Origin of the sequence: Longimicrobium terrae, from assembly GCF_014202995.1 — a bacterium.
GTDB classification, from domain to species: Bacteria; Gemmatimonadota; Gemmatimonadetes; order Longimicrobiales; family Longimicrobiaceae; genus Longimicrobium; species Longimicrobium terrae.
Window position 1 is genome coordinate 195,701 of the sequence record NZ_JACHIA010000007.1, and the last position, 21,514, is coordinate 217,214.

The 21,514-nt window shown below is 68.1% G+C and carries 22 protein-coding genes and 1 pseudogene; 10 read left to right on the forward strand and 13 right to left on the reverse strand.

Annotated features, from left to right (window positions below; genetic code table 11):
• Positions 1-104: 104 nt before the first annotated feature.
• On the forward strand, positions 105-560 hold the full coding sequence (locus tag HNQ61_RS14155; RefSeq protein WP_183685675.1) for a hypothetical protein: 456 nt from the start codon (positions 105-107) through the stop codon (positions 558-560).
• An 89-nt stretch (positions 561-649) separates the two neighbouring features.
• Here the strand turns inward: HNQ61_RS14155 and HNQ61_RS14160 are convergent, their stop codons facing one another.
• Together HNQ61_RS14160 and HNQ61_RS14165 are read right to left on the reverse strand one after the other, a co-directional pair.
• Positions 650-1,498 carry an SDR family oxidoreductase gene (locus tag HNQ61_RS14160; protein WP_205761384.1) on the reverse strand — a complete coding sequence of 283 codons (849 nt, stop codon included), beginning with the start codon at positions 1,496-1,498 and terminating at the stop codon, positions 650-652.
• The gene (locus tag HNQ61_RS14165) at positions 1,498-2,175 is read right to left on the reverse strand and encodes an HD domain-containing protein (RefSeq protein ID WP_170034017.1); all 678 of its coding nucleotides are present in this window, start codon (positions 2,173-2,175) and stop codon (positions 1,498-1,500) included. The genes HNQ61_RS14160 and HNQ61_RS14165 overlap by 1 nt, the downstream gene beginning before the upstream one ends.
• 125 nt (positions 2,176-2,300) lie before the next feature.
• On the opposite strand from HNQ61_RS14165, the gene HNQ61_RS14170 reads away from it, so the two are divergent.
• Genes HNQ61_RS14170 through HNQ61_RS14180 form a run of 3 tightly spaced genes read left to right on the forward strand, consistent with a single transcriptional unit; the run spans position 2,301 to position 4,452 of the window.
• Entirely contained in the window at positions 2,301-3,026 is a 726-nt protein-coding gene (locus HNQ61_RS14170; protein WP_170034019.1) for a DUF3108 domain-containing protein, read from the forward strand.
• 8 nt (positions 3,027-3,034) lie between these two features.
• Positions 3,035-4,213 (forward strand): DUF3616 domain-containing protein, encoded by a 1,179-nt coding sequence (locus tag HNQ61_RS14175; RefSeq protein WP_170034021.1) that lies wholly within the window; start codon positions 3,035-3,037, stop codon positions 4,211-4,213.
• The gene (locus HNQ61_RS14180) at positions 4,210-4,452 is read left to right on the forward strand and encodes a hypothetical protein (RefSeq protein WP_170034023.1); all 243 of its coding nucleotides are present in this window, start codon (positions 4,210-4,212) and stop codon (positions 4,450-4,452) included. Before HNQ61_RS14175 ends, HNQ61_RS14180 begins: the two co-directional genes overlap by 4 nt.
• Positions 4,453-4,476: 24 nt before the next feature.
• Here HNQ61_RS14180 and HNQ61_RS14185 read toward each other — a convergent pair whose 3' ends face one another.
• The 4 genes from HNQ61_RS14185 to HNQ61_RS14200 are packed head-to-tail and all read right to left on the reverse strand — an operon-like array spanning position 4,477 to position 6,956.
• Positions 4,477-5,799, reverse strand: a complete 1,323-nt coding sequence (locus HNQ61_RS14185) for a hypothetical protein (RefSeq protein WP_170034025.1) — start codon at positions 5,797-5,799, stop codon at positions 4,477-4,479.
• A 22-nt stretch (positions 5,800-5,821) separates the two neighbouring features.
• Positions 5,822-6,184, reverse strand: a complete 363-nt coding sequence (locus tag HNQ61_RS14190; RefSeq protein ID WP_170034027.1) for a cupin domain-containing protein — start codon at positions 6,182-6,184, stop codon at positions 5,822-5,824.
• A 32-nt stretch (positions 6,185-6,216) separates the two neighbouring features.
• Positions 6,217-6,579 carry a hypothetical protein gene (locus tag HNQ61_RS14195; protein WP_170034029.1) on the reverse strand — a complete coding sequence of 121 codons (363 nt, stop codon included), beginning with the start codon at positions 6,577-6,579 and terminating at the stop codon, positions 6,217-6,219.
• Positions 6,576-6,956 carry a hypothetical protein gene (locus HNQ61_RS14200; RefSeq protein ID WP_170034031.1) on the reverse strand — a complete coding sequence of 127 codons (381 nt, stop codon included), beginning with the start codon at positions 6,954-6,956 and terminating at the stop codon, positions 6,576-6,578. Before HNQ61_RS14200 ends, HNQ61_RS14195 begins: the two co-directional genes overlap by 4 nt.
• Before the next feature lie 347 nt (positions 6,957-7,303).
• Between HNQ61_RS14200 and HNQ61_RS14205 the strand changes: the two genes are divergently transcribed.
• On the forward strand, positions 7,304-8,293 hold the full coding sequence (locus HNQ61_RS14205; RefSeq protein ID WP_170034033.1) for an ATP-grasp domain-containing protein: 990 nt from the start codon (positions 7,304-7,306) through the stop codon (positions 8,291-8,293).
• Positions 8,293-9,363, forward strand: coding sequence for an LLM class flavin-dependent oxidoreductase (locus HNQ61_RS14210; RefSeq protein ID WP_170034035.1), 1,071 nt, complete (start codon positions 8,293-8,295; stop codon positions 9,361-9,363). Before HNQ61_RS14205 ends, HNQ61_RS14210 begins: the two co-directional genes overlap by 1 nt.
• Before the next feature lie 321 nt (positions 9,364-9,684).
• Here the strand turns inward: HNQ61_RS14210 and HNQ61_RS28720 are convergent.
• Positions 9,685-9,888: pseudogene (locus HNQ61_RS28720) on the reverse strand (cold-shock protein); the annotation flags it as partial.
• Positions 9,889-10,196: 308 nt separating this feature from the next.
• Between HNQ61_RS28720 and HNQ61_RS14220 the strand changes: the two are divergent.
• On the forward strand, positions 10,197-11,354 hold the full coding sequence (locus tag HNQ61_RS14220; protein WP_170034037.1) for a glycosyltransferase family 2 protein: 1,158 nt from the start codon (positions 10,197-10,199) through the stop codon (positions 11,352-11,354).
• 6 nt (positions 11,355-11,360) lie between these two features.
• Here the strand turns inward: HNQ61_RS14220 and HNQ61_RS14225 are convergent, their stop codons facing one another.
• From HNQ61_RS14225 to HNQ61_RS14240, 4 genes are all read right to left on the reverse strand, one after another.
• Complete coding sequence (locus HNQ61_RS14225; RefSeq protein ID WP_205761385.1) at positions 11,361-13,289, reverse strand: RecQ family ATP-dependent DNA helicase; 1,929 nt, start codon at positions 13,287-13,289, stop codon at positions 11,361-11,363.
• A 676-nt stretch (positions 13,290-13,965) separates the two neighbouring features.
• Positions 13,966-14,244 carry a pinensin family lanthipeptide gene (locus tag HNQ61_RS14230; RefSeq protein WP_170034041.1) on the reverse strand — a complete coding sequence of 93 codons (279 nt, stop codon included), beginning with the start codon at positions 14,242-14,244 and terminating at the stop codon, positions 13,966-13,968.
• 429 nt (positions 14,245-14,673) lie between these two features.
• A complete protein-coding gene (gene arsS, locus HNQ61_RS14235; protein ID WP_170034043.1) occupies positions 14,674-15,720 on the reverse strand; it encodes an arsenosugar biosynthesis radical SAM (seleno)protein ArsS in 1,047 nt (348 codons plus the stop codon).
• A gap of 138 nt (positions 15,721-15,858) precedes the next feature.
• Complete coding sequence (locus HNQ61_RS14240; protein ID WP_170034045.1) at positions 15,859-16,206, reverse strand: arsenosugar biosynthesis-associated peroxidase-like protein; 348 nt, start codon at positions 16,204-16,206, stop codon at positions 15,859-15,861.
• A 108-nt stretch (positions 16,207-16,314) separates the two neighbouring features.
• Between HNQ61_RS14240 and HNQ61_RS14245 the strand changes: the two genes are divergently transcribed.
• The 3 genes from HNQ61_RS14245 to HNQ61_RS14255 all read left to right on the forward strand — a co-directional run bounded on the left by HNQ61_RS14245 (position 16,315) and on the right by HNQ61_RS14255 (position 18,718).
• Positions 16,315-16,836: a hypothetical protein gene (locus HNQ61_RS14245; RefSeq protein ID WP_183685672.1), complete on the forward strand. Its 522-nt coding sequence runs from the start codon at positions 16,315-16,317 to the stop codon at positions 16,834-16,836.
• Positions 16,837-17,006: 170 nt separating this feature from the next.
• The gene (locus tag HNQ61_RS14250) at positions 17,007-18,161 is read left to right on the forward strand and encodes a M15 family metallopeptidase domain-containing protein (RefSeq protein ID WP_170034047.1); all 1,155 of its coding nucleotides are present in this window, start codon (positions 17,007-17,009) and stop codon (positions 18,159-18,161) included.
• Positions 18,162-18,208: 47 nt separating this feature from the next.
• Positions 18,209-18,718 carry a hypothetical protein gene (locus HNQ61_RS14255; RefSeq protein WP_170034049.1) on the forward strand — a complete coding sequence of 170 codons (510 nt, stop codon included), beginning with the start codon at positions 18,209-18,211 and terminating at the stop codon, positions 18,716-18,718.
• Positions 18,719-19,026: 308 nt separating this feature from the next.
• On the opposite strand, the gene dacB is transcribed toward HNQ61_RS14255, so the two are convergent.
• Together dacB and HNQ61_RS14265 are read right to left on the reverse strand one after the other, a co-directional pair.
• Positions 19,027-20,523: a D-alanyl-D-alanine carboxypeptidase/D-alanyl-D-alanine endopeptidase gene (gene dacB / locus HNQ61_RS14260; RefSeq protein ID WP_170034051.1), complete on the reverse strand. Its 1,497-nt coding sequence runs from the start codon at positions 20,521-20,523 to the stop codon at positions 19,027-19,029.
• A 42-nt stretch (positions 20,524-20,565) separates the two neighbouring features.
• Entirely contained in the window at positions 20,566-21,162 is a 597-nt protein-coding gene (locus HNQ61_RS14265; protein WP_205761387.1) for a GNAT family N-acetyltransferase, read from the reverse strand.
• Between the last annotated feature and the right edge of the window lie 352 nt (positions 21,163-21,514).

Below are 21,514 nucleotides of genomic sequence, written 5' to 3' on the forward strand. Positions count from 1 at the left end.
CGGCGGATCACCGGGCGGCGCCAAATGGCTGCGCTCAGATTGGCGGAAATACGGAAATCACGCCTGCATGATAGCACGAGTGCGCGGGGTGATGGCAAACTATTTTGCGCCAGCGGACGTACGGGCAACGACGGACGGCTGATGATGCGGCCGTCGGCGCGAAACGCTGCTTCCTGCACAGGGCTGGACGGAGAATGGTCGAGATCACCATCCGGGACGACAAGCTGATCGTCCGCGTCATGGGGCTGAACGTGCTGCTGGCGATGCGCCGGCGACTGATCATCCCGCTGGCGAGCGTGACGGAGATCCGCGAAGAACCGAACGTCTCGCTGTGGAATGTCAGAGGCTTCCGGCTGCCCGGAACATTCGTGCCGGGGCTGATCGTCGCGGGAACGTACGTCTCCCCCGGCTACAGCGCGTTCTGGGACGTGAGCCGTCCGGCGCGCGCCATCGTCATCGAACTCGACGGCGGCGCGTACCAGAAGCTGATCGTGGATGTGGAGCATCCGGCGGAGGTCGTCCACCAGGTCCGCGAGGCGATCGCCAAACGCCGGAGTTGATAGTCCCGATCGCGCATCTCCCGACACGAACGAGCCCCGGCGCCTGTGACGGCGGACGGGGCTCGTTTTCATGATTCGGCGGATGAACGTCAGCGGGGCGCGAGGCCGGTCAGCTGCTCGCTGAGCGCCCACAGCCGGCGCGAGGCATCGTCGTCGCGGGCGGCGGCGGAGGGCTGAATGGGCTTTTCGTCCTTGAAGTACCCGCCGGTGATCTTTGCCACGGCGGGCGAGGAGGCGAGATGGATGGAGGTTGCGGCGCCCTGCTCCGGCGTGCGCAGAAAGCGCTTGAACAGGCTGATGGGCGCAAACCCGCCAAAGAGCAGCGACGTGCCCACCACGCCCGGGTGCAGCGCGTTTGCCGTCAGCACCGAGACATCCTCGCGCCGCGCCAGTTCGCGCGTGAACAGAATGTTCATCAGCTTGGTGTTGGCGTACGCCCGCAGGCCGCCGTAGCCGTTGGCCATCCCCGGATCGTCCCAGCGGATCCGGCCGCCCTTGTGCCCGTCGCTGCTGACGTTCACCACCCGCGCCGGGGCGCCCGCGCGCAGCCGGTCCAGCAGCAGGTTGGTGAGCAGAAAGGGGGCGAGGTGATTGACGGCCAGCTGCATCTCGATCCCGTCCGCCGTCACTTCCCGACGCCGGGTGTACATTCCCGCGTTGTTGACGAGGACGTGGATGGCGGGAAAGCGGTCGGCGATCTCGGACGCGGCCGCGCGCACCTGTGCCTGGACGGACAGGTCGGCGATTACCGTCTGCACGCGCTCGTTGCCGGTGGCGCGGATGATCTCCTCCGCCGACGCACGCGCCTTGTCCCGGCTGCGCGCCACGAGGACGACGGTGGCGCCGCGCTGCGCCAGCCCGGCCGCGGTCGCCTGGCCGATCCCCGCCGTGGCGCCGGTGATCACGCAGACGCGTCCCTTCATGCTGCGGTCCGTCATCATCCCTCGCCGTCGGAAAACGAATCGGCCGCGTTCCACTCGCGGTCGAACTGCGCCAGAAACTCCTGCATGTACCGGTGGCGCGAGTCCGCGATGCGCCGCGCCGCGGCCGTGTTCATCCGGTCGCGCAGCAGCAGCAGCTTCTCGTGAAAGTGGTTGATGGTGGGCCCGCCGCCGGACTTGTAGCGTTCAAAGCTGTCGTGCATCTCCGGCGCGTCGTCCGGATCGTGAAGCGGCCGCCCGCGGCTGCCTCCGTACGCAAACGCACGCGCGATGCCGATGGCACCGATGGCATCCAGCCGGTCCGCGTCCTGAACGACCGCGCCCTCCGGCGTGCTCATGGGCGTGGGCACGCCCGCGCCCTTGAACGAGAGGCGGGCGATGATGTCGGCCACGTGCTCGATCGTCGCCGCGTCCGCATCCACCCGCGCCAGCCACTCGCGCGCCGCGCGGGGGCCGGCCGTCTCGTCGCCGCCGTGAAACTTGTGGTCGGCCACATCGTGAAGCAGCGCCGCGAGTTCCACCACGTACGGGTCCGCGGATTCGTCGCGGGCCAGGCGCAGCGCCATCCCCCGCACCCGGTGCACGTGCCACCAGTCGTGCCCCGTTCCCTCACCCCTCATCTGCTCGCGCACGTACGCCTCGGTGTGCCTCAGGATCTGTTCGCGCTCGCTCATTGCCTCATCCGCAGGAGTTCGTCGCCGGGAATCTGGCCCTCCGCGGCCCCGCACGTAAGGCGCCCCGCTTTCCGCCCGTGGCCGAAAGGGGTAGACTGCGGCACACTTCATCGACGGAACGCCCAATGCGCATCGCCCTTTTCGCCTTCCTGCTCGCCGCCGCTCCCGCCGCGGCCCAGACCCCCGCCGACACGCTGCGGCCGGGATCGCCGTCGCTGCGGACCGCCCACTACACGGACCGCGAAGACGCCATGGAGTTCATGGTGGACGGCGTGCCCAGCGGAATGATCGTGCTGCTGACCACCCGGCTGGGCGAGCGCGACGGCGTGCCCGTCATTACGCGGACCGAGCGGATCATGGAAGGAAAGACGGTGTTCAGCACCGACAGCTTCGTGGTGGCGCGGGCTACGCTGGCCCCGGTGCTGCTGGCGCGCTACGGCTCCGGCCGGTCCGCCACGGAGTTCCGCGACGGCGAGGTGCGCACGGGCGACGGGCACCGGCCGATGGTGACGCATCCGCTTGCGGCGCCGGTGTTTCTGGGCGCGGCCATGGACATGCTGCTGGGCGCGCTGCCGCTGGAGGCGGGGTACGCGGCCGCGCTGCCGGTGTGGGAGGGAAGCTCGGTGGCGGTCGCCCGGGTGCACGTCTCCGGGCTGGAGCCGCTGGCGCTGGCCGCCGGCACCCGGAGCGCGTGGCGGGTGGAGGTGCGGCAATCCGACCACGACGGAACGTACTGGCTGGACCAGGAATCGCGTACTCTGCTTCGCTACGACCCCGCGAACGGTGAGTACCGTCTGACGAGGCGGCGCGGCGGCGCGGTTTCCGCCCCGGCCACCATCCGCACCCGCTGATCCGCGCTATGCCCAAGCCGACATCCACCGTACACATCGCGCTCAACGCGCCACCCGGCACGGGCAAGGAGGGCGAGGAAGCGCGCATGAGCCTGTCCGCCGTGGTGCGCGTGGGACGCCACCTGTTCCTGGGCAGCGACGAGACGGCCACGCTGGAGCGGGTGACGGACCTGGGCGGCGGCCGCTTTGGCGAGCACCGCACCTATCCGCTGGCGGAGCTGCTGGACCTGTGCGGCGGCCCCGACGGCGAGGTAGACATTGAGGGCTTCGCGTGGGATCCGCCGTACCTGTGGATCGCGGGATCGCACGGCCGCAAGCGCGGCAAGATCAAGCGCGGCGTGAGCGACGAGGAGGGCGCCAAGTCGCTGGCAAAGGTGAAGATCGAGGAAAACCGCTACGTGCTCGCCCGCATTCCGCTGCAGGAAGACGCGGAGCAGGGCGGGCTCGTGCCCCGGCGCTCCTGCCCGGACCCGCACGACCCGGCGCGGACGCTGACCGCCGCGCGGGTCAAGGGGCGCGGGCACCGCAGCGCACTCATGCGGGCGCTGCGCTACGACGAGCACGTGGGCGCGTACATGAAGCTGCCCGGCAAGGACAACGGCTTCGACATCGAGGGGCTGGAGGTGCGCGACGGCCGCGTGTACCTGGGCCTGCGCGGCCCCGTGCTGCGCGGGTGGGCGGTCGCGCTGGAGCTTCTGCCCCAGGAGGCCAGGCGCGAGGGCCGGCTGCGGCTGGCGCCGGTGGAGGACGACGGCACGCCGTACCGAAAACACTTTCTGGACCTGGACGGGCTGGGAATCCGCGAGTTGGCCGCCGACGGCGACGACATGCTGGTGCTGGCCGGGCCCACCATGGGTGTCCGCGCGCCGGCGGCGGTCTTCCGCTGGACCGGCGGACTGACGACGGACCGCCCGCGGGTGGTGCGCGGCGCCGAGCTGGAGCGCATCGCCGAACTGCCGCACGACGTCGAGGGCGGGGCGGACCACCCCGAGGGGATGTGCCGCTTTGACGTGGAGGGCTCGGACCACTGCGTGCTGGTGCTGTACGACTCCGCGGCCCCGCACCGGCGCGATTCGTCCGGCGTGCTGGGCGACGTGTTCACGCTGCCGCGGCCGCATGGATTGCGGGCGATGGCCAGCCGGCTCTTTTCGCACGACGACCCCGGCGGAACGGGAGTGGACGCATGAGCGCACCTTTTCACGTGATGATCAAGCCCGGCGACGCGCTGGCCGAGGTGGACCGCGCGCTGGACGCGCTCAAGGCCCGCGGCGTGTCGCGCGAAGACGCGGGCTTTCACAAGTACATGTTCGTCACGCAGGCGAAGCAGACGGTGCTGATGGTGACCACCCGCCAGGCGCCGCTCGCCGCCGAACTGCGCGGCCGCCCCGGCTGGAGCGAGCCCGGCGACGTAACGCTCAACACCTGAAGGTCCGCCCTTTGTGGATCAGAATCAGCCCCGCGCCTCGCCCGAGCCGCGGGGCTGATCTGCATCCACGGCGTAGTCGTCCCGCATTCGCCCGCTGCGGAGCGGTGAGCCAGCTCCCGCGTGAGGGCCGAGGATCAGCAGGATCCGCGTCGCCGCAACCGCCAGCACCAGCCCCCAGAGCGCGCACCAGATCACCCGCCAGCCTGCATAAGGCGTAGAGGCGGAGGGTGCGGACGCGGGCGCGTTCCACGGCCGCACCACGGAGGACCACGCCAGGAATGCGTCGCCCACGGCCAACTGGCCGAACGCGTACGACCGCTTTCCGCCCCACTGCAGCGGAATGCCCAGCACCTCGGGCGTCGCCCGCAGGTCCGCCGCGGCCTGGTGATGCCCGGTCATCCGCGCGGCCGCGATCCCCACCACCGAAGCCGGCGCGCTCACGCCCAGAATCACGGGCCCGGAATCGATGTCGCCCTCGCCGTCCACGCCGCGGGGAAACTCTCGGACGGCGGGAAGCAGCCCCAGCAGGCGTGTGGCAAAGGTGCGCTCCATCCCGGCGTACTGTGCGGCCGCCACCGTGGGGTCGATCTCGTACACGAAGCGGATCATCAGCGCCACCGATTCGCCGCGCGGGTCCGGAAATCCGGCATCGTGCGGAAGCAGCCCCGTGGCGGGGTCCGTGGATTCCAGCGCCTCTCGCAGCCACGCCTGCGCGCTCGCCGTGTAGCGCGGGTCCAGCAGGGTGCCGCACGAGCGGAGCACGGCCGCGCCCACGGCGTTGTCGCCCGGCCACGCCATCCCCGGGTACGAATCCAGGAATGGGCCGTTGCGCCGGAACGCCGCGTCCAGCCGCTCGCATGAGGCGCGGAACACGGTGTCCTCCGCCGCGCCGCGGCCGCCCAAGTGCAGCGTTCCTGCCCGCAGGTGCGCCGTCCATCCCTCGTAGAACATCCCGTGCGGAAGCCCGCCGGCCTCTCCGTATCCCACTTGCGAGGCGGGCGCCTCCGCCAGCGCGAGGGCCCAGCGCGCCTCGGCCAGTGCCCGCGCACGGGTCGGCGCGTCAGGGGCGCCACGCCCCACGTCTACCCAGGCGAGCCCGTACAGCGCCAGGGTGAACACGCGTCCTTCCGGAAACAGCTCCTGCATGGCGTTCGCGCGCGCCTCCAGCTCCGGCCGAAGGTGCGCAAGCTGCGCCACCGCCACACGGGTGCCTCCCGCGCCGGACGGATCGGGCGCCATCAGCACGCGGCTGATCGCGAGCAGCGCCACTAAGGCGGCGAAGCCCCATCCCCACGCTCTCGCCGCGCGCGAGAAGCGGCTGGGCGGCGGCCGGCCAGCGTTCTTCAACCCGGGCAGACCGGCCTCCGCTTCAGATCCACTGGTACTCCGTTACGGTGCGCGCATCCACCACATCGCCTGTGTGGCGCGTGGCCGCGGGTTCAAAGAGCAGAACGTGCACTTCCTCGTCCGCCACGGGGCGGTGCTCCACACCGCGCGGAACAACGAGGATCTCTCCCTCGCGCACGTCCACGGCGCGGTCGCGGAACTCCATCCGAAAGGAGCCGCGCAGCACCATGAACAGCTCGTCCTCGTCCGCGTGGTCGTGCCACACGAACTCGCCCTGGAACTTGGCGAGCTTTACGTGCTGCCCGTTCAACTCCGCGATTACCCGCGGATTCCAGTGGTCGTCAAAGCGCGACAGCTTCTCGCGCAGGCTGATCGGTTCCGGCATGGCCACAGTGGTTGTTTGAGCGGCAGATCTGGTCAGGACGCGTTCGGCAGGGAGAGAACTGCCGGGTCATTCGTTCTCCCGCCGGAAAGGAGAAGACGGCGCACTCGTTCGAACGCCTCGTCTCGGCCGGCGTAGATCTCATCCGCGCCCTCCCCGTAATCATCATTGGAGGGGGTAGAAACACCAAACCCAGTGCGCGGCCGCCACTCCACCACCACATGGTGCGAATGAAGCAGAGCGTCAAGCCACCAGCTTCCCGTCGCCACGGCGGGAGCGCTGATACGCACCGAGAGACCCGGAAGAGCTTTCCTCAGTGCCTCGCCGATTCGTTCAATATCATTCATCATCCACTCCGGGTGCGCTGACGGATCGCTGATCGAATGTGGCTTGTTCATGCGCCGTCATCAACAGGCAGATCGGACTGATCGTGAATGTGACGGCCATCTGAGCCTGCCTTGCGGAACTCTACCGCGCCATTCACCCGCACGATCTCGATCGCGCCGTTTTCACCAAGACGGGTCAGGTGCCCGCGGCTTCGGAATACCGTCACGTGCCCCGCAGGTGCACGCAGCATCCGGTCCTTCTGCGGCGGGTACAGCCGCCCGTCCGACATCCATGCCGACGGATCGTACGGGATGCCGGTAAGCTCGTCCTCCACCTGGTCCAAAAGCGTACAGTACCGTACGAACATCTCGTCGTCGCTCTGGGCAGGGGGACTGGCGCTCAGCCGTCGATAGAATTCCTGCAAGCGCACGTGCTTGGGCAGACCCATTGCTCTCGATCCCGCGGAATCCGGTGGCTCACAAACAATAATCGGCGGGAGAATGGCTGTCAACACTGTACAGTTTACGCCACGGGTGGTGCGGGGTTGTGCAAACCCCTCCGGTGGTTTACCATCAAACCCATGCAGATGACTTCCCGCGCCCAGATGATGTGTTGTTGCATGTGCTTCCGCGATGCGGGAGGGCAGGCGACAGCGTTCGTGCGCGAAAACCGGGGTCAGAGCTGACCCCATCCACCGGAAAACCTCCGGTGACGCGACACACACAAGACGCCGCCGCTCCCCTCCGGAGCAGCGGCGTTTTTCGTTCTCAACCCGACGACCAGGATCAGCCAGCGATGTCTGCACGACTGGAACGACCCATCGCCATCTTCTACGAACACCCCGAGTGGTTCAAGCCGCTGTTTGCGGAACTGGACCGCCGCGGCACGCCGTACGTGAAGCTGAACGCGGCCGAGCACGTGTTTGACCCGGCGGAAGAGCCGGCGTACTCGCTCGTCTTCAACCGCATGAGCCCGTCGGCGTACCTGCGCGGCCGCGGCGACGCCATCTTCTACACGCAGTCGTGGCTTTCGCACCTGGAGCGCCGAGGCGTGCGCGTGGTGAACGGAACGCAGGCCTTTGCCAACGAGATCAGCAAGGCCGGCCAGCTGGCGCTGCTGGAAAGCCTGGGTCTGCCGTACCCGCGCGCCCGCGTCATCCACCGCGCGGAGCAGGCGCCCGCGGCGGCCGAGGGGCTGCGCTTTCCCGTCGCCGTAAAGCCCAACATCGGCGGGAGCGGGGCGGGGGTGCGGCGCTTTGACACGCCCGAGGCGCTGGCCGAGGCCGTGGGCGGCCTGGACCTTGGAATCGACAGCACCGCGCTGGTGCAGGAGTTCATCATCCAGGAAGAAAGCCGCATCACCCGCGTGGAGGTGCTGGGCGGCCAGTACCTGTACGGCATCCGCATCTACACGCCCGGAACGTCGTTCGACCTGTGCCCCGCGGACGTCTGCCAGCGGGTGGACGGCGCCGAACTGGATGCGCAGATCTGCGCGGTGGACGCGCCCAAGCGCGGGCTGCGCGTGGAGGGCTACGAGCCCCCGCGCCCGGTGATCGAGGCGGTGGAGCGCATCATGGCGGAAAGCGGCATCGAGGTGGGCGGCATCGAGTACATGGTGGATGCGCGCGACGGGCAGCTGTACTACTACGACATCAACGCGCTCTCCAACTTCGTGGCCGACGCGCCCAACGTGGTGGGCTTTGATCCGTTCGCCCGGCTGGCCGACTGGCTGGAGCGCGAAGCCGCCGCGGCGGAAGCGGTCCGCGCGCGAAAGGAGGCAGCCTGATGCGCTACGGCTACTGGCTGCCCGTATTCGGCGGGTGGCTGCGCAACGTGGATGACGAGCGGATGGAGGCCAGCTGGGCCTACGTCCGCCGCCTGGCCCAGCGCAGCGAGCAGATCGGCTTTGACCTGTCTCTGGTCGCCGAACTGAACCTGAACGACATCAAGGGGATGGACGCGCCCTCGCTGGACGCGTGGAGCACGGCCGCGGCGCTGGCCGCCGTCACCGAGCGGCTGGAGATCATGGTGGCCGTGCGCCCGACGTTTCATCTCCCGTCACTGCTGGCCAAGCAGGCGGCCAACATCGACCGCATCAGCGGCGGGCGGCTGTCGCTGAACGTCGTTTCCTCGTGGTGGGCCACCGAAGCGAAGCAGTACGGCGTGCAGTTCGACCAGCACGACGACCGGTACGCGCGCACCTCCGAGTGGCTGGACGTGGTGACGGGGATGTGGTCGCAGCCGCGCTTCAGCTACCAGGGGAAGTACTACTCGGTGGATGACGCCATCCTGGAGCCCAAGCCGGTCCGCAACCCGCGCCCCACGCTGTACGCTGGCGGCGAATCGGCCGCGGCCAAGTCGCTGATCGCGCAGAAGTGCGATGCGTGGCTCACCCACGGCGATCCGCCGGAAACGATCGCGGCCAAGGTGGCCGACCTCCGCGCCCGCCGCGAGGCGCTGGGCCTGCCGCCGATGTCGTACGGCGCCGCCGGCTACGTCGTGGTGCGCGACACGGAGGAGGAGGCGCGGCGCGAGGTGGCGCGCATCACCGACGTCCAGCAGAGCGCGCGCGGATACGCCAACTACCAGGACTGGATCAGCAACACCCAGCTGGAGCAGCGGGTGAGCCTGGAGGACTACTCGGTGAGCAACCGCGGCCTCAAGAGCGGGCTGGTGGGGACGCCGGAGCAGGTGGCGGAGCGGATGGTGGCGTTTCAGGACGCCGGGCTGGACCTGATGCTGCTGCAGTTTTCGCCGCAGCAGGAGGAGATGGAGCGCTTTGCGGAGCAGGTGATTCCGCTGGTGAACCAGGCCCGCCCGCGCGCGGACACGCCGGCCCTGTCCGCCGTGGCGTGACGGTGTGGCGGCGCACGCTCCCTTGTCCGTGCTTTGTCTTTTTTCCAGCCGAGGGAAGGACGCAGACGTGAAAAAGCGGCCCGGTGCACCATCGCACCGGGCCGCTCGTTCACGCGGGGCCTACCACTCGCTGTTGCCGTAGCCGCTGTTGCCGCCCCGGTTTCCGTTGCGGTCGCCGCCGCCGTACCCGCCACGATCACCACCGCCGTAGCCGCCGCCCCGGTTGCCGCCGTAGCCGGTCTCGCCCGCGCCGCTGCGGTTGCCGTAGCCCTCGTTGCCCCCGCCAAAGCCGGGCTGGGAGTCGCCACCTTCGGGGGCGTCGAGGCGAATCAGGTTCTGCGCCTTGAGGCCCTTGGGCTCCTCGAGGATGTCGAACTCAACCCGCTCACCCTGCTCGAGCGTCTTGAACCCGCGGCCGGTGATGCCGCTGTGGTGGACAAAGATGTCCGTTCCGTCCTCGCGGGTCACGAAACCGAAACCCTTTTCCTGCGAGAACCACTTGACCGTACCGGATGCGTGTTCCATGGGGACCAGTGTGGCTTGAGTGCGTAAACCGTTTGAGCGCGGTGGGGTTTAGCACGGATCGTTCCCTGATTCGTGTCACCCGTCGCACGGGAGCCGCCCGAACTTGTTCAGGTACCCGTTTCAGAACGGATTGAGAACTGTAACAGCATTTCGGCGCAGGTGCCCTGCTCCCGCGGATCGGCGCACAAGGTGCGCCCAATGTTGGTGCGGTCCTCGTCCATTCCGCACCCGCGGCTCCGTGCGCGGGCGGCGGGGTACGGAAGTCGTCCGGCGGTCCGCCGCGACTGATTTTTCGTCATCCAGGAACCATGCTGCACTCCATACTGTTCTGGCTGGGCGCCTTCACGGCCATCTTCTTCGTGGGCGTGTTCGTGGAACTGGGGATCGGCGGCTCGCGCCTGCGCCGCCTGCACCAGATTCCGCCGCTTCCTGACGAGGAGATGCCCTCCGTCTCCATCATCGTCGCGGCCCGCAACGAGGAGCGCGCCATCGAGCACGCGCTGGGTTCGCTGCTTCGCCAGCGGGGCGGGGAGATGGAGGTGATCGTGGTGGATGACCGGTCGGACGATTCCACCGGCGCCATCCTGGACCGCATGGCTGACGTGGAGCCGCGGCTGCGGGTGGTACACGTCACCGACCTTCCCAAGGGCTGGCTGGGAAAGAACCACGCGCTGTGGATGGGCGCGCAGTCCGCCCGCGGCGAGCTGCTGCTGTTTACCGACGCCGACATCGTGATGGCCCCGGACGCGGTGGCGCGCGCGGCCGGGTACCTGTCGCGCGAGGGGTTGGACCACCTGACCGTGGCGCCGCACGTGAACATGCCGGGCCGGCTGCTGACCGCGTTCGGCGTCGTCTTCACCATCTTCTTCAGCCTGTACACGCGGCCGTGGCGGGTGCGCGACCCCCGAAGCAAGCAGCACGTGGGGATCGGCGCCTTCAACCTGGTGCGCGCCGACAGCTACCGCCGCATGGGAACGCACCAGGCCATCGCCATGCGCCCCGACGACGACGTGAAGCTGGGCAAGCTGGTGAAGAAGAACGGCATGCTGCAGGACTTTGTCCTCGGCCCGGAACTGGTGCAGGTGGAATGGTACAGCAGCATTCCTGAAGCCGTCCGCGGGCTGCGCAAGAACGGGTTCGCCGGGGTGGACTACCGCATCAGCCTGGTGATGCTGGCCACGGCGGTGCACGTCGTCTTTTTCATCTGGCCGTTCATCGCCGTGTTCGCCACGCGCGGCTGGACGCAGGCGTTCTACGGCTTCGCCCTGCTGATGATCCTGGGGCTGTACGCCGGCTGTGCGCGGGCGCAGAAGTCGGCGTGGTGGCACGGCATTCTGTTCCCCATCGCCTCGGTGCTCTTCATCGTGGTGATCTGGAACGCCACGATCTATGCGCTGGTGAACCGCGGCATCGAGTGGCGCGGCACGCACTATCCGCTGGATGAACTGCGCGCCAACCGCATCTGACGCCCGTCAGTCGGAGCGCTCGCACCAGGCGAGCACGTCGGGAAAGCGCACGTCCTCCAGCGAGGCAAAGAGCGGGTTGCGCGTCAGCTTCGCGGCCGTCAGCCCGGGACTGGGAAGGCCGCACAGCAGGCGCGCCCGGCGCCGCGGCGTGGCCAGCGCTTGCGGATGGTCGCGCACCAGCTTCTGGAGCGCTGCCGCATCCACCCGCGCGCCGATGTCGGGCGCGTGCGCGTGCGGGGGAAAGGCCGTGGGCTGGTGCGTAGTGCACCAGGTGCAGTGCCCGCACGGTTGCGCGGGCGACTCGCCGAAGTAGCTGAGCAGCACGTTGGTCTGGCAGCCGTCGTAGGTCACCAGCCGCGCCATGTCGCCAATGCGCTCCACTTCGGCCTGCTCGCGGCGGACGAACTGCTCGTACAGCGTGTCGGCCAGCGCATTGGCGTCCGGCCGGGCCACCAGCTTGTGAAAGCGCAGGCGCAGGTCGGTGACGGACACCTCCGCAAGCTGCTGCTCGCCAAAGTATTCCAGCGCGCGGATGATGCGGCTGCGCTGGTCCGGGTCGGCCCCGTCCAGGTCCAGCGTGTACCAGCTGCGGCCGAACTTGGCCCGCTTGAAGATCCCCTCCACGAACGCCGCGCGCTCTCCGTTGAACCGCCCGATCAGTTCGGGCAGCGGAACGTGCGGCTTGATGCGGTAGCCGGCGTAGAACGGCGTTCCCTGCTTTACCACGCCCATCAGTTCCAGATACGTGAGCGCCGTCCGCAGCACCAGCTCGCGCAGGTCGTGGCGATTGCTGAGCGTGCGCGGCGCCACGTCGAATGTCGCGTCGCTGGCCGCCAGCTCGCTGACCAGGCCGTGCAGCGCCTCGCGGTCCGGCGTGTCGCCGTACACGAAGTTTTCCAGCGTCGACACGTCTTCCAGGCTCCCCAGCATCTCCACGGTGCTGGGCATGCCGTCGCGCCCCGCGCGGCCGATTTCCTGGCTGTAGCTTTCCAGCCCCTTGGGCAGGTTGTAGTGGTAGACGTAGCGCACGTCCGCCTTGTCGATCCCCATTCCGAAGGCGATGGTGGCCACCACCATGGCGTCGTCCGAGCCCTTCCACCACTCCTGCACGCGCGTGCGGTCGTCCGTCTCCATTCCCGCGTGGTACGCCTGCGCGGGAACGCCGGAATCCGCCAGCAGCTTGGCCACGCGCTCCGCCGTCTTCTGCAGCGTCACGTACACGATTCCCGCGCCGGGACGCCGCTCCTTGATGCGCTCCCGCAGCACGCCGTCGCGCCGGTTGGCGGCGGTGGGCACGGTGGACAGGAACAGGTTGGGGCGGTGGAAGCCCGTGACCACGGCGCACGCGCGGTCGATGTTGAAGGTGGCGCAGATGTCTTCCACCACGGCCGGCGTCGCCGTGGCGGTGAGCGCCAGCACCCGCTCCACGCCGATGGCGCGCGAGGTTTCCGCCAGCTTCAGGTAATCGGGGCGGAAGTTGTGGCCCCACTGCGAGATGCAGTGCGCCTCATCCACGGCGAACAGCGAAATGCGCGCGCGGCCCAGCTGATCCAGAAAGCGCTCGTTGTTGAAGCGCTCCGGCGCCACGTACAGAATGCGCAACGTTCCCGTTCGCAGCCCGCGCTCTACCGCCGCGGCCTCTTCGCGGGTGAGCGAACTGTCCAGCCGCGCGGCCTCGATGCCGCGCCCGCGCAGGTAGTCGATCTGGTCCTTCATCAGCGCGATCAGCGGGGAAACCACGACGGTCACGCCTTCCAGCATCAGCGCGGGGAGCTGGTAGCAGAGCGATTTGCCGCCGCCTGTGGGAAATACGGCCAGGGCGCCGCCGCTTTCCATGAGGCAGTCAATCACCTCGCGCTGGCCGGGGCGAAAGCCAGGAAGGCCGAAGCGCTCCTGCAGCAGCTGTTCGGGCGAAGACGGGACGACTTCGGGCACGGGCGGTTCCGGGATCGCGGTGGAGAGCGGCATGGTGGCCACGTGAAGTTTGTGGAGTGCGGCCAGCCGGATGGACCGGGGCGCGGTACGTGACGCACACGGAAGAAAGTGGACGCGAAACGACGGGTCAAGTGGCGCACTCGCATCAGTCCGCGATGTGGCGCAATCGTGGTGGAACGCACGTTCCTGTCGGGAGATGCGGATCATCCACAAGCCGCCCCAGACGCGCGATTTCTGCGAGCAGCCGTAATGCGGCCGGCGCGATCTGGACAGCGGAAGTGGCGTACGGCATTTTCGCGCGGCGCGGGCAATCGGATGCCTGGCCGGCTGGGCCAAGGCCGTGTTTGCCGCCAGCGGGACAGCACAAGCATGGATGACGCCGCGCATCCGATTCTCTCCTTTGGCGACTGCGCAGAACTTCGGGACGCGGGTCATCATCGAAGCGGAGCGGATGGGCTGGCCGTGGTTCCGGCCCCATTGCTCAACCAGAACCCGCCAGAGCCGGGAAGAGGCTCGTATCCCGGGGGCACGGGCCGCCACCTGCCGCGCTGCCGGCGCATCCGGATGGATGCGTCCCGTTGCCGGAAGCGCCGTTTTTGCGGTACCCTCAACGATCAAAGCGAGCCGGGCCGCCCCTGAGGACGGCCCGGCTCGGTACAATCTGCCTGCCCATGGATCAGCAGTTGATCTCGGTGCAGCCGCGGCCGCTGGGACACGCGTCGTCGGCCGAGACGCAGTACTCCGGGTAGTACGTGGGACAGGCGTCCGGGCTGTACGTTTCGCCGCAGTCGCCGGTGCACAGCCCGGTGTTGCAGGCGTCGAACGCCGATCCGCACTTCTGCCCGTTCACGGTGGGCTGCTCGTTGCCCATCACGGTGCCACGCCCGTTGCGCACGTCAGCCGTCTCAAAGCTGTCAACCGTGAGGTTGTCCAGGTTCAGCTTGATTTTCTGCATGGTGGTTCCCTCGTCTGCAGGTTGGTCGGGAAAGCCCGGACTGCCCGGGACCGCTCCCTCTCTTCTCAGCCAGCCTCGCCGTCAGTCCGCGGGATTGCGGCGTGATCCGGTTGGCTGGCACGGCGCCTCTCCTGTGCACCGCGCGTGCCATATGCAGACGGAATATAGGGTTATGCGTTCACTTCATCGTCCATCTTGGCCGTCGCGGGATGGCGCAAAGAGCACCAGCTGCCAACGTGAATCGCACTCTGTCCAAGGGTGTCCGGTTCGGGATCCACTTTCCTTTGTAACGGGATCCCGTGTCGTTTTCTGGAGGGCGAAACCGTCGGATCCAGCCGCCCGGTGAACGTGGCACCGGGAAAGCACAAAGGCCACGGAGGAGCGCATTGCTCTCCGTGGCCTTTGTCATCCATCTGCCGCGATTGCCGTCTAGGCCGTTGCGCCGCCGCAGCTTGAGCCGGCGCCGGCGGTGCAGCCGAAGCAGTGCGGGCCAAGGATGATCTCGCGGCGGGACAGCGCGTCCAGATCGAAGTCGAAGATGGTGCGCGGGCCGCGCGGGTCCACCGGCAGGTCCAGCATCTGGTTGAAGTCGCAGTCGTACAACGTGCCTTCCCAACCCACGGATAGCGTGTTGCGGCACATGACGCCCGCCGCCGCCACCGGGTTGAAAGCCGTCACCAGCCGCTCCATGTACTCGTTCAGCTTGCCGCTTTCCTCCAGAAAATCCAGGTAGCGGCTGATGGGCATGTTGGTGATGGTATACAGCCGGTTGAAGCGGATGCCGTACAGCCGCTCCATCTGCCGCTTCCACTCCGCCTCCAGCCCGGCCTGGTTGCCCGGCAGAAAGGTGCCCACGGGATTGGTGACCAGGTCCAGCTCCAGCCCGGTGGACGGGTCGCCGTAGCCCAGCGCGTTCAGCCGCTGCAGTGCCTGGATGGACTCACCAAAGACGCCATCGCCGCGCTGCGCATCCGTGCCCTTGGGCCGGTAGTGCGGAAGAGAAGCGACGACGTGCACCGCGTGTTCGGCAAAGAACTCCGGCAGGTACGCGTAGTTGGGAAGAAGCGTGATGGTGAGGTTGCAGCGGTCCATCACCTTCTTTCCCGCCGCGCGCGAGCGGATGACGAGCTCGCGCCACCGCTTGTGCAGCTCCGGCGCGCCGCCCGTGATGTCGACGGTGGGGATGTCCGTCGACTCAATCACTTCCAGACACCGGTCCATCACCGCGTCGGACATCATCTCGGTGCGGTCCGGGCCGGCGTCCACGTGGCAGTGGCGGCAGGTCTGGTTGCACTTGCGGCCCACGTTGATCTGAAAGATGTCGATTCCCGTGGGCCGCAGCGGGTACAGCCCCGCATCCTGCAGCGCCGACTCAAAGGTGAACGCCACGGGCACGCGCCCCAGCATTCCGCGCTGTTCGCGCGTGGACGACAGGGTGGAGGCGCGCTTCTGCAGCGTCGGAAGTACGCGGGACATCAGGATTTCAGGCTCGGGTACACACGGCGGAACGGCGGTGCCGGGTTCAAGTACCCGGCGGGGCGGGAGCGGTGCCCGGAGCTGGCGCGAACGGAACGGCGATCATCATTCTTTCCGCCAGCCACGGGCACGCCGACGCTACATCCCCAGCTTGTCCGTATGATTCCGCATCTGGATGCCGTGCACCAGCGAGGCGCCGCCGCGGATGGCCGCCGCTACGTGCACGGCCTCCGTCATCTGCTCGGTGTCGGCGCCCTTCTGCAGGCAGTCTGACGAGTACGCGTCAATGCAGTACGGGCACTGGACGGCGTGCGCCACGGCCAGCGCAATCAGCGATTTTTCGCGCTCGGTGAGGGCGCCCTCGGCAAAGACGGCGTTGTACCAGGCAAAGAACTTGTCGGCCAGGTGCGGCGCGTCCTTGCCGATTTCGCCAAAGCGAGGCAGATCGTGCGAGTTGTAGTAGTGGTCGTGGGCGGTGTTCGACATGAGGCGGATTCCGGGTGACGGGTTACGCGCGCCTCACCTTGGGCGCAGGTTGTACATCGTAACCAGCGCACTCACAAGCCGCCACCCGCGATCCACCTGAACCGCCCGATGATCCCCATCGACCGATTCTCGCTCGAGCAGCACGCCGGCGAGTACAAGGACTGGCCGCTGCGCACCCGTGTGCTCGTGGACGGCCAGCCGACGGAGCTCTTCATCCCCGGCTACGTGCTGCTGCACCAGTTCGCGGTGGATGACGGATACCTGCTGGTGTCGGATTACGATTGCCCGTTCGAGGAGGCGACCGTGTTCGCGCTGGTGAGCCCCGATCTGCGCCTGCTCTCCCGGCGCACGGTAGGGGTCGCGTACAACACGTTTCTGCTCACCGGGCTGGAGTGGACGGGCCCGCGCGAGCTCATCGCCTCATTCGATGACTTCCACGTACGGGTCACCCTGCGCAGGCGTGGCATCCCTTATCTCTGGCCGCGGATCAGCATCCGGCGCATTCGGTCTCTTCATGGAGGAACAGCAACGGATTGGGATCACGCAGAGCAGCAGAGCAGCGGAGGAAGAGCAGAGAACAACATCAACAACACTTTTATCTGTTCTCTGCGTCTCTGCTGCTCTGCGTGATGAATGTTGTTCCGCCCCTGCTCCGCGAACGTTCCACGTGAAACGTCCGTTCTGCTTCTCCCTGGATGCACAGCGCATCTGGCCGGGAGCTTGCAAACGGTCATCCGCTCAAGGCCGGGCGCCCAGGCACACCGGCGCGCGGCACGGATGATGAAGAACCGGCGCGGCCTATGGAATACGCACGGGACGAATTTCTCTTTCCGCTCTGGACCGAGCCCTACTCCCGCTGGGAGCGCTCGGGGCTGGACCCCCGGAAAGAACGGATCTTCAATGGTGTGGCCGGCCTGCTGGTGGCCGTGTTCCTGGCCGGGTGGGTGTACACCCTCGGCTTTGCGCCACGCGAGTACCTGAACCCCAACCAGCCCGCCGTGGCGCGCCTGAGCACCGAGCTCATGCGCAGCCCGCTGAACGCCGAAACGGCGCCGGAGCCGGCGTTCCTGGTGGATGCCTTTGTCCAGTCGTTCGAGTCCGACTACGAGGAGCAGGCTGGCGGGCAGAGCGGCGCCCTAAAGGTCGACATCGTAAAGCCGGGCGAGCAGGTGGACCTTCCCGCGGGGGCCGACAGCCTTCCCGCGGACGCGCGGATCGTGCTGCAGAACGAGGAAGGCCAGCGCATTCCCGCCAGCGGCACGCCCACGCAGTCCGGCATCTGGAACTTGGTGCTGCAGGTGCGCGACGCCGTGCGACCCGCCTCGGACGTGCACGTCATTACGCTGGTGCCGCTCTCGGACAAGAAGAACGGACGCATCGGCAGCTACAACATCGGCAATTGGCCGTACGAGCAGGGTGGCGCGCCCAAGGAAGTGTACCGGCCGCCGGCGGGGCTCATTCAGGTGACGCCGGAGAACCGCGACCTGTGGCTTTCGGAGCACATCCAGCTCAAGGACTTCATCACCAAGGGCCAGGAAAACGTGTGGCCCAAGTACGTGGCGGTGCAGCCGCGCGTGCTGGACAAGGTGGAGCTGGTGATCCAGGAGCTGCAGGCCATGGGGCACCCGGTAACGAACATCTTTGCCGTCAGCGGATTCCGCACGCCCAGCTACAACGCGGGCGGCGGCAATACGGTGGGGCGGGGCAAGCTGTCGCGGCACATGTACGGCGACGCCATGGACATCGCCATCGACAACGACAACAACAACATCATGGACGACCTGAACGGCGACGGAAGCATCAACCTGGCCGACGCACGCGTGATCGGCGCGGCGGTGGACCGGGTAGAGGCCAAGTATCCGAATCTGGTCGGCGGCATGCACTACTATCCTCCCACGGGCGGGCACCAGGGCATGGTGCACATCGACACCCGGGGCTTTCGCGCGCGGTGGTAGGCGGACGCGCACGCCTGTAGAAAACCCACGAAGCCGAGGAGCACACGGTGGCGGACGACGGACGGGACACGGAGCTCCGGGCGGAGCGGCGGGATGAACCGCGCACGAGCAGCACGTACGTGGCGCCGGAGATGGACGTGCGCGACGAGGATCTGGAGCCGCACGCGGGGCTGCGGTACATCGCGCGGCTCTTCAAGATCCTGAGCCTGCTGCTGCTTCTGCTGCTGATCGCGGAAATCGTGATGGGGATCACCACCCAAGGGAGCGCGGCCGTTCCGCGGCTGCTGGTGGAGGCCACGCGGCTGATCGTGTTCGCCGGGCTGCTGTGGGGCGCGGCCGACATGGGGCTGATGCTGATCGAGAGCAACCACGACCTGCGCGCCACGCGCATTCTGGTGGGCCGGCTGAGCCAGCGGGTGCAGCGCGCCGAGCAGGCGCTGATGGCGTCGCAGGGAATCGGCCGGATGCCGGTGCAGCCGCGCACGCCGCCTCCGCCTCCGGGTGCGCCGGGCCACGATCCGCGCGGGCCCAACCCGGACGAGCGGCGCCCGCGCTGAATCGATCCTGCAGTAATCATATCAGAACGGCCGGAGCCTCATGCGGGCTCCGGCCGTTTTCCGTTCTCGATCCCATGCTGTGCAGAACTGCCGTTTCACACGGAGGTCACGGAGGATGCACGGAGGGCACGGAGGAAAAGAAGAACCTCACGCAGAGGAGCAGAGCAGCAGAGGGAAAGCAAAGAACAACATCAACAATGCTTTATATCTGTTCTCTGCTTCTCTGCTGCTCTGCGTGATCCCGATCCGTTGCTGTTCCTCCGTGCCCTCCGTGTCCCCTCCGTGCCCTCCGTGTGAAACGGCAGTTCTCAGCGGCTGGGCGCGCGCGGAAGCCTGTGGAAACGCAGAAGTGCCGCTTCGGCCAGGCGGTCCGCGTCGCGCGCGCTCAACGTGTGGTTGTTCACGATCATGCTGAACATCATCGGCTCGCCCGCGGCGGTGGTGAAGTAGCCGGAAAGCGAGCGCACACCACCCAGCGTGCCCGTCTTGGCGTGCACGTTCCCCTGCAGCGGCGTGCCACGCATCCGCGCCGCCAGCGTCCCGTCCACGCCGGCCACCGGGAGCGCGTCGCGGAAGACGGCCGCGTTGGGTCCGCGGCGCTCGTGGTCCAGCACGGCGATCAGAAACGACGGCGCGACCAGGTTGTACCGCGACAGTCCGCTTCCGTCCGCCTGCGACAGCAACCGGCGCGGCAGGCCCCACGCGCGTGTCACGCTGTCGACGACGGCGATCCCCGCGTCCGCCGTGCCTGCGCCGCGCAGTTCCGCACCCATCGTCTTGAGCAGCAGTTCGCCGATCTGGTTCTGGCTCGGCTTCAGAAAGCCGGGCAGAATCTCGCGCAGGGGCACGGACGTGTGCGTGAACAGGTCCGTCGTGGCGCCGCGCGCGCCGCGCGGCAGATCGTCCGCGTCCACCGCCGCACCCCCGACAGTGATCCCCGACTCCTGCAGCGCGTCGCGCAGCACGGCCGCGAACTGCGCGGTGTTGTTGATGACGGAAACTTCCTGCTGGATGAACGCCGTGTCCGCCGGGATCGCGCCACTGACCAGGATGTCTCCCCGCGCGCCGCGGCTGATGCGCAGCGTGGAGGGCGCGTCCGCGGCACCCGTCGTGGCGGTGATGGACACCGGGATGGAGGAGGTCGCCGGGCGCAGGGTGACGACGGGCGCCGCCCCGGCGCGGGGCTGCACGCGCACGGTCACGAAGCCCTCGTTCAGTTCCAGCGCGCCGATCTCGGCGGAATACGAATCCTGCACGTCGTCCCATGCCCAGCCGCGGCCGAACTGCAGGTCATCGAACCGGTCGTCATCCCCGATGACCGCGCCGGTGATGCGCGTGACGCCGTGCGCGCGCAGCGAATCGGCCCAGGCGCGAAACACGGTCCGCACGTCGCCGGCAAAGCGCTCCGAGATCGTGGGATCGCCGCTGCCTTGGACGACCAGGTCGCCCTGCAGCACGCCGCCGCGCACCGGGCCGGAGGCGGCCACCCGTGTCCGGTAGCGGTAGTCCGGGCCCAGCGTCTCCAGCGCCGCCGCCGCGGTGACGATCTTCATGTTGCTGGCGGGGACGAACAGCTTGTCGGCGTTGCGCGAGTAGACCGTTTCGCCCGTTTCCACCGACCGCACCAGCACGCCCCACTGCGCGGGCGCGAACAGCGTGTCGTTGAAGATGGAATCCACTGCCGCGGCGACGGCGGCGCGCGGGTCCTCGGCCCGGGTGGCCGGCGCGGGGCCGGACGCCAGGGCGGGAGCGCACGCGCCCAGGGCGGCCGCGGCCAGCAGGGCGGGGAAGCGACGCAGGTTCATGGGGCTCTGTGGATGGAGATCGTGCGGGCGGCGAACCGCCGGTCAGGAGCGGGGTTCGGCCATCATGGCCAGCAGGCGCGCGCAGACGTCGGGCCACTCGTCGTCCACGATGCCGAAGTAGACCGTGTCGCGGATGCGCCCGTCCTCGCTGACGGCGTGCTTCCGCAAGATGCCTTCCTCCCGGCCGCCGATGCGGGCAATGGCACGGCGCGACTTCTGGTTCAACGCGCTGGTCTTGAGCTCCACGCGAATGCAGCCCAGCGTCTCGAACGCGTGGCGCAGCATCAGGAACTTGGCTTCGGTGTTGATGGGCGAGCGCTGCCACGGCGCGGCGATCCACGTCCACCCGATCTCCACGCGCCGGCTCCACGTGTCCACGTTGCCAAAGCGCGTGCTGCCGATCACCCGTCCCGTTGCCGCCTCCGTGGTGACGAACGGCAGCGCCGTCCCCTGCTGCTGCAGTCGGAGCGCGGCCTCCACGTAGCGCCGCATGTCGTCTTCCGAGTGGTTCTGCGTCAGCGTGAACTGCCACAGATCCGGATCGTTTCCCGCCTCCCACAGCGCGGGAACGTGCTCCATCGTCATGGGCACCAGGCGCACGTGCGCGCCTTGCAGCACCACCGGCTCAAGCTCCATCATCGTCATCTCCCGAATGCGTGGTGGATGCGAAAATGCTGCGCGAGAGCGGGCTGTGCAAATGCCTCACGCAGAGCAGCAGAGGCGCAGAGAACGACGGTTACGAGCATCACGGTTCCGTCGATCTCCCGATTGCTTCTTCCCGCGTGTCCGCATCTCCGCGCGGCGCGGTGTCCCTTCCACGCAGACGGCGAATGGTGGAGATTGGTTCGGCGCCCCTGATCCTTCCCGCCGGTGAGCACGCCTGATCTTCCGCGCGGACAGGCTGAAGATCGTCCTCACCCGCAGAAGGCGAACCGCCCACGAAACCCGCCTGAACACGAGACGGCCGGCGGACTGCTGCGTCCGCCGGCCG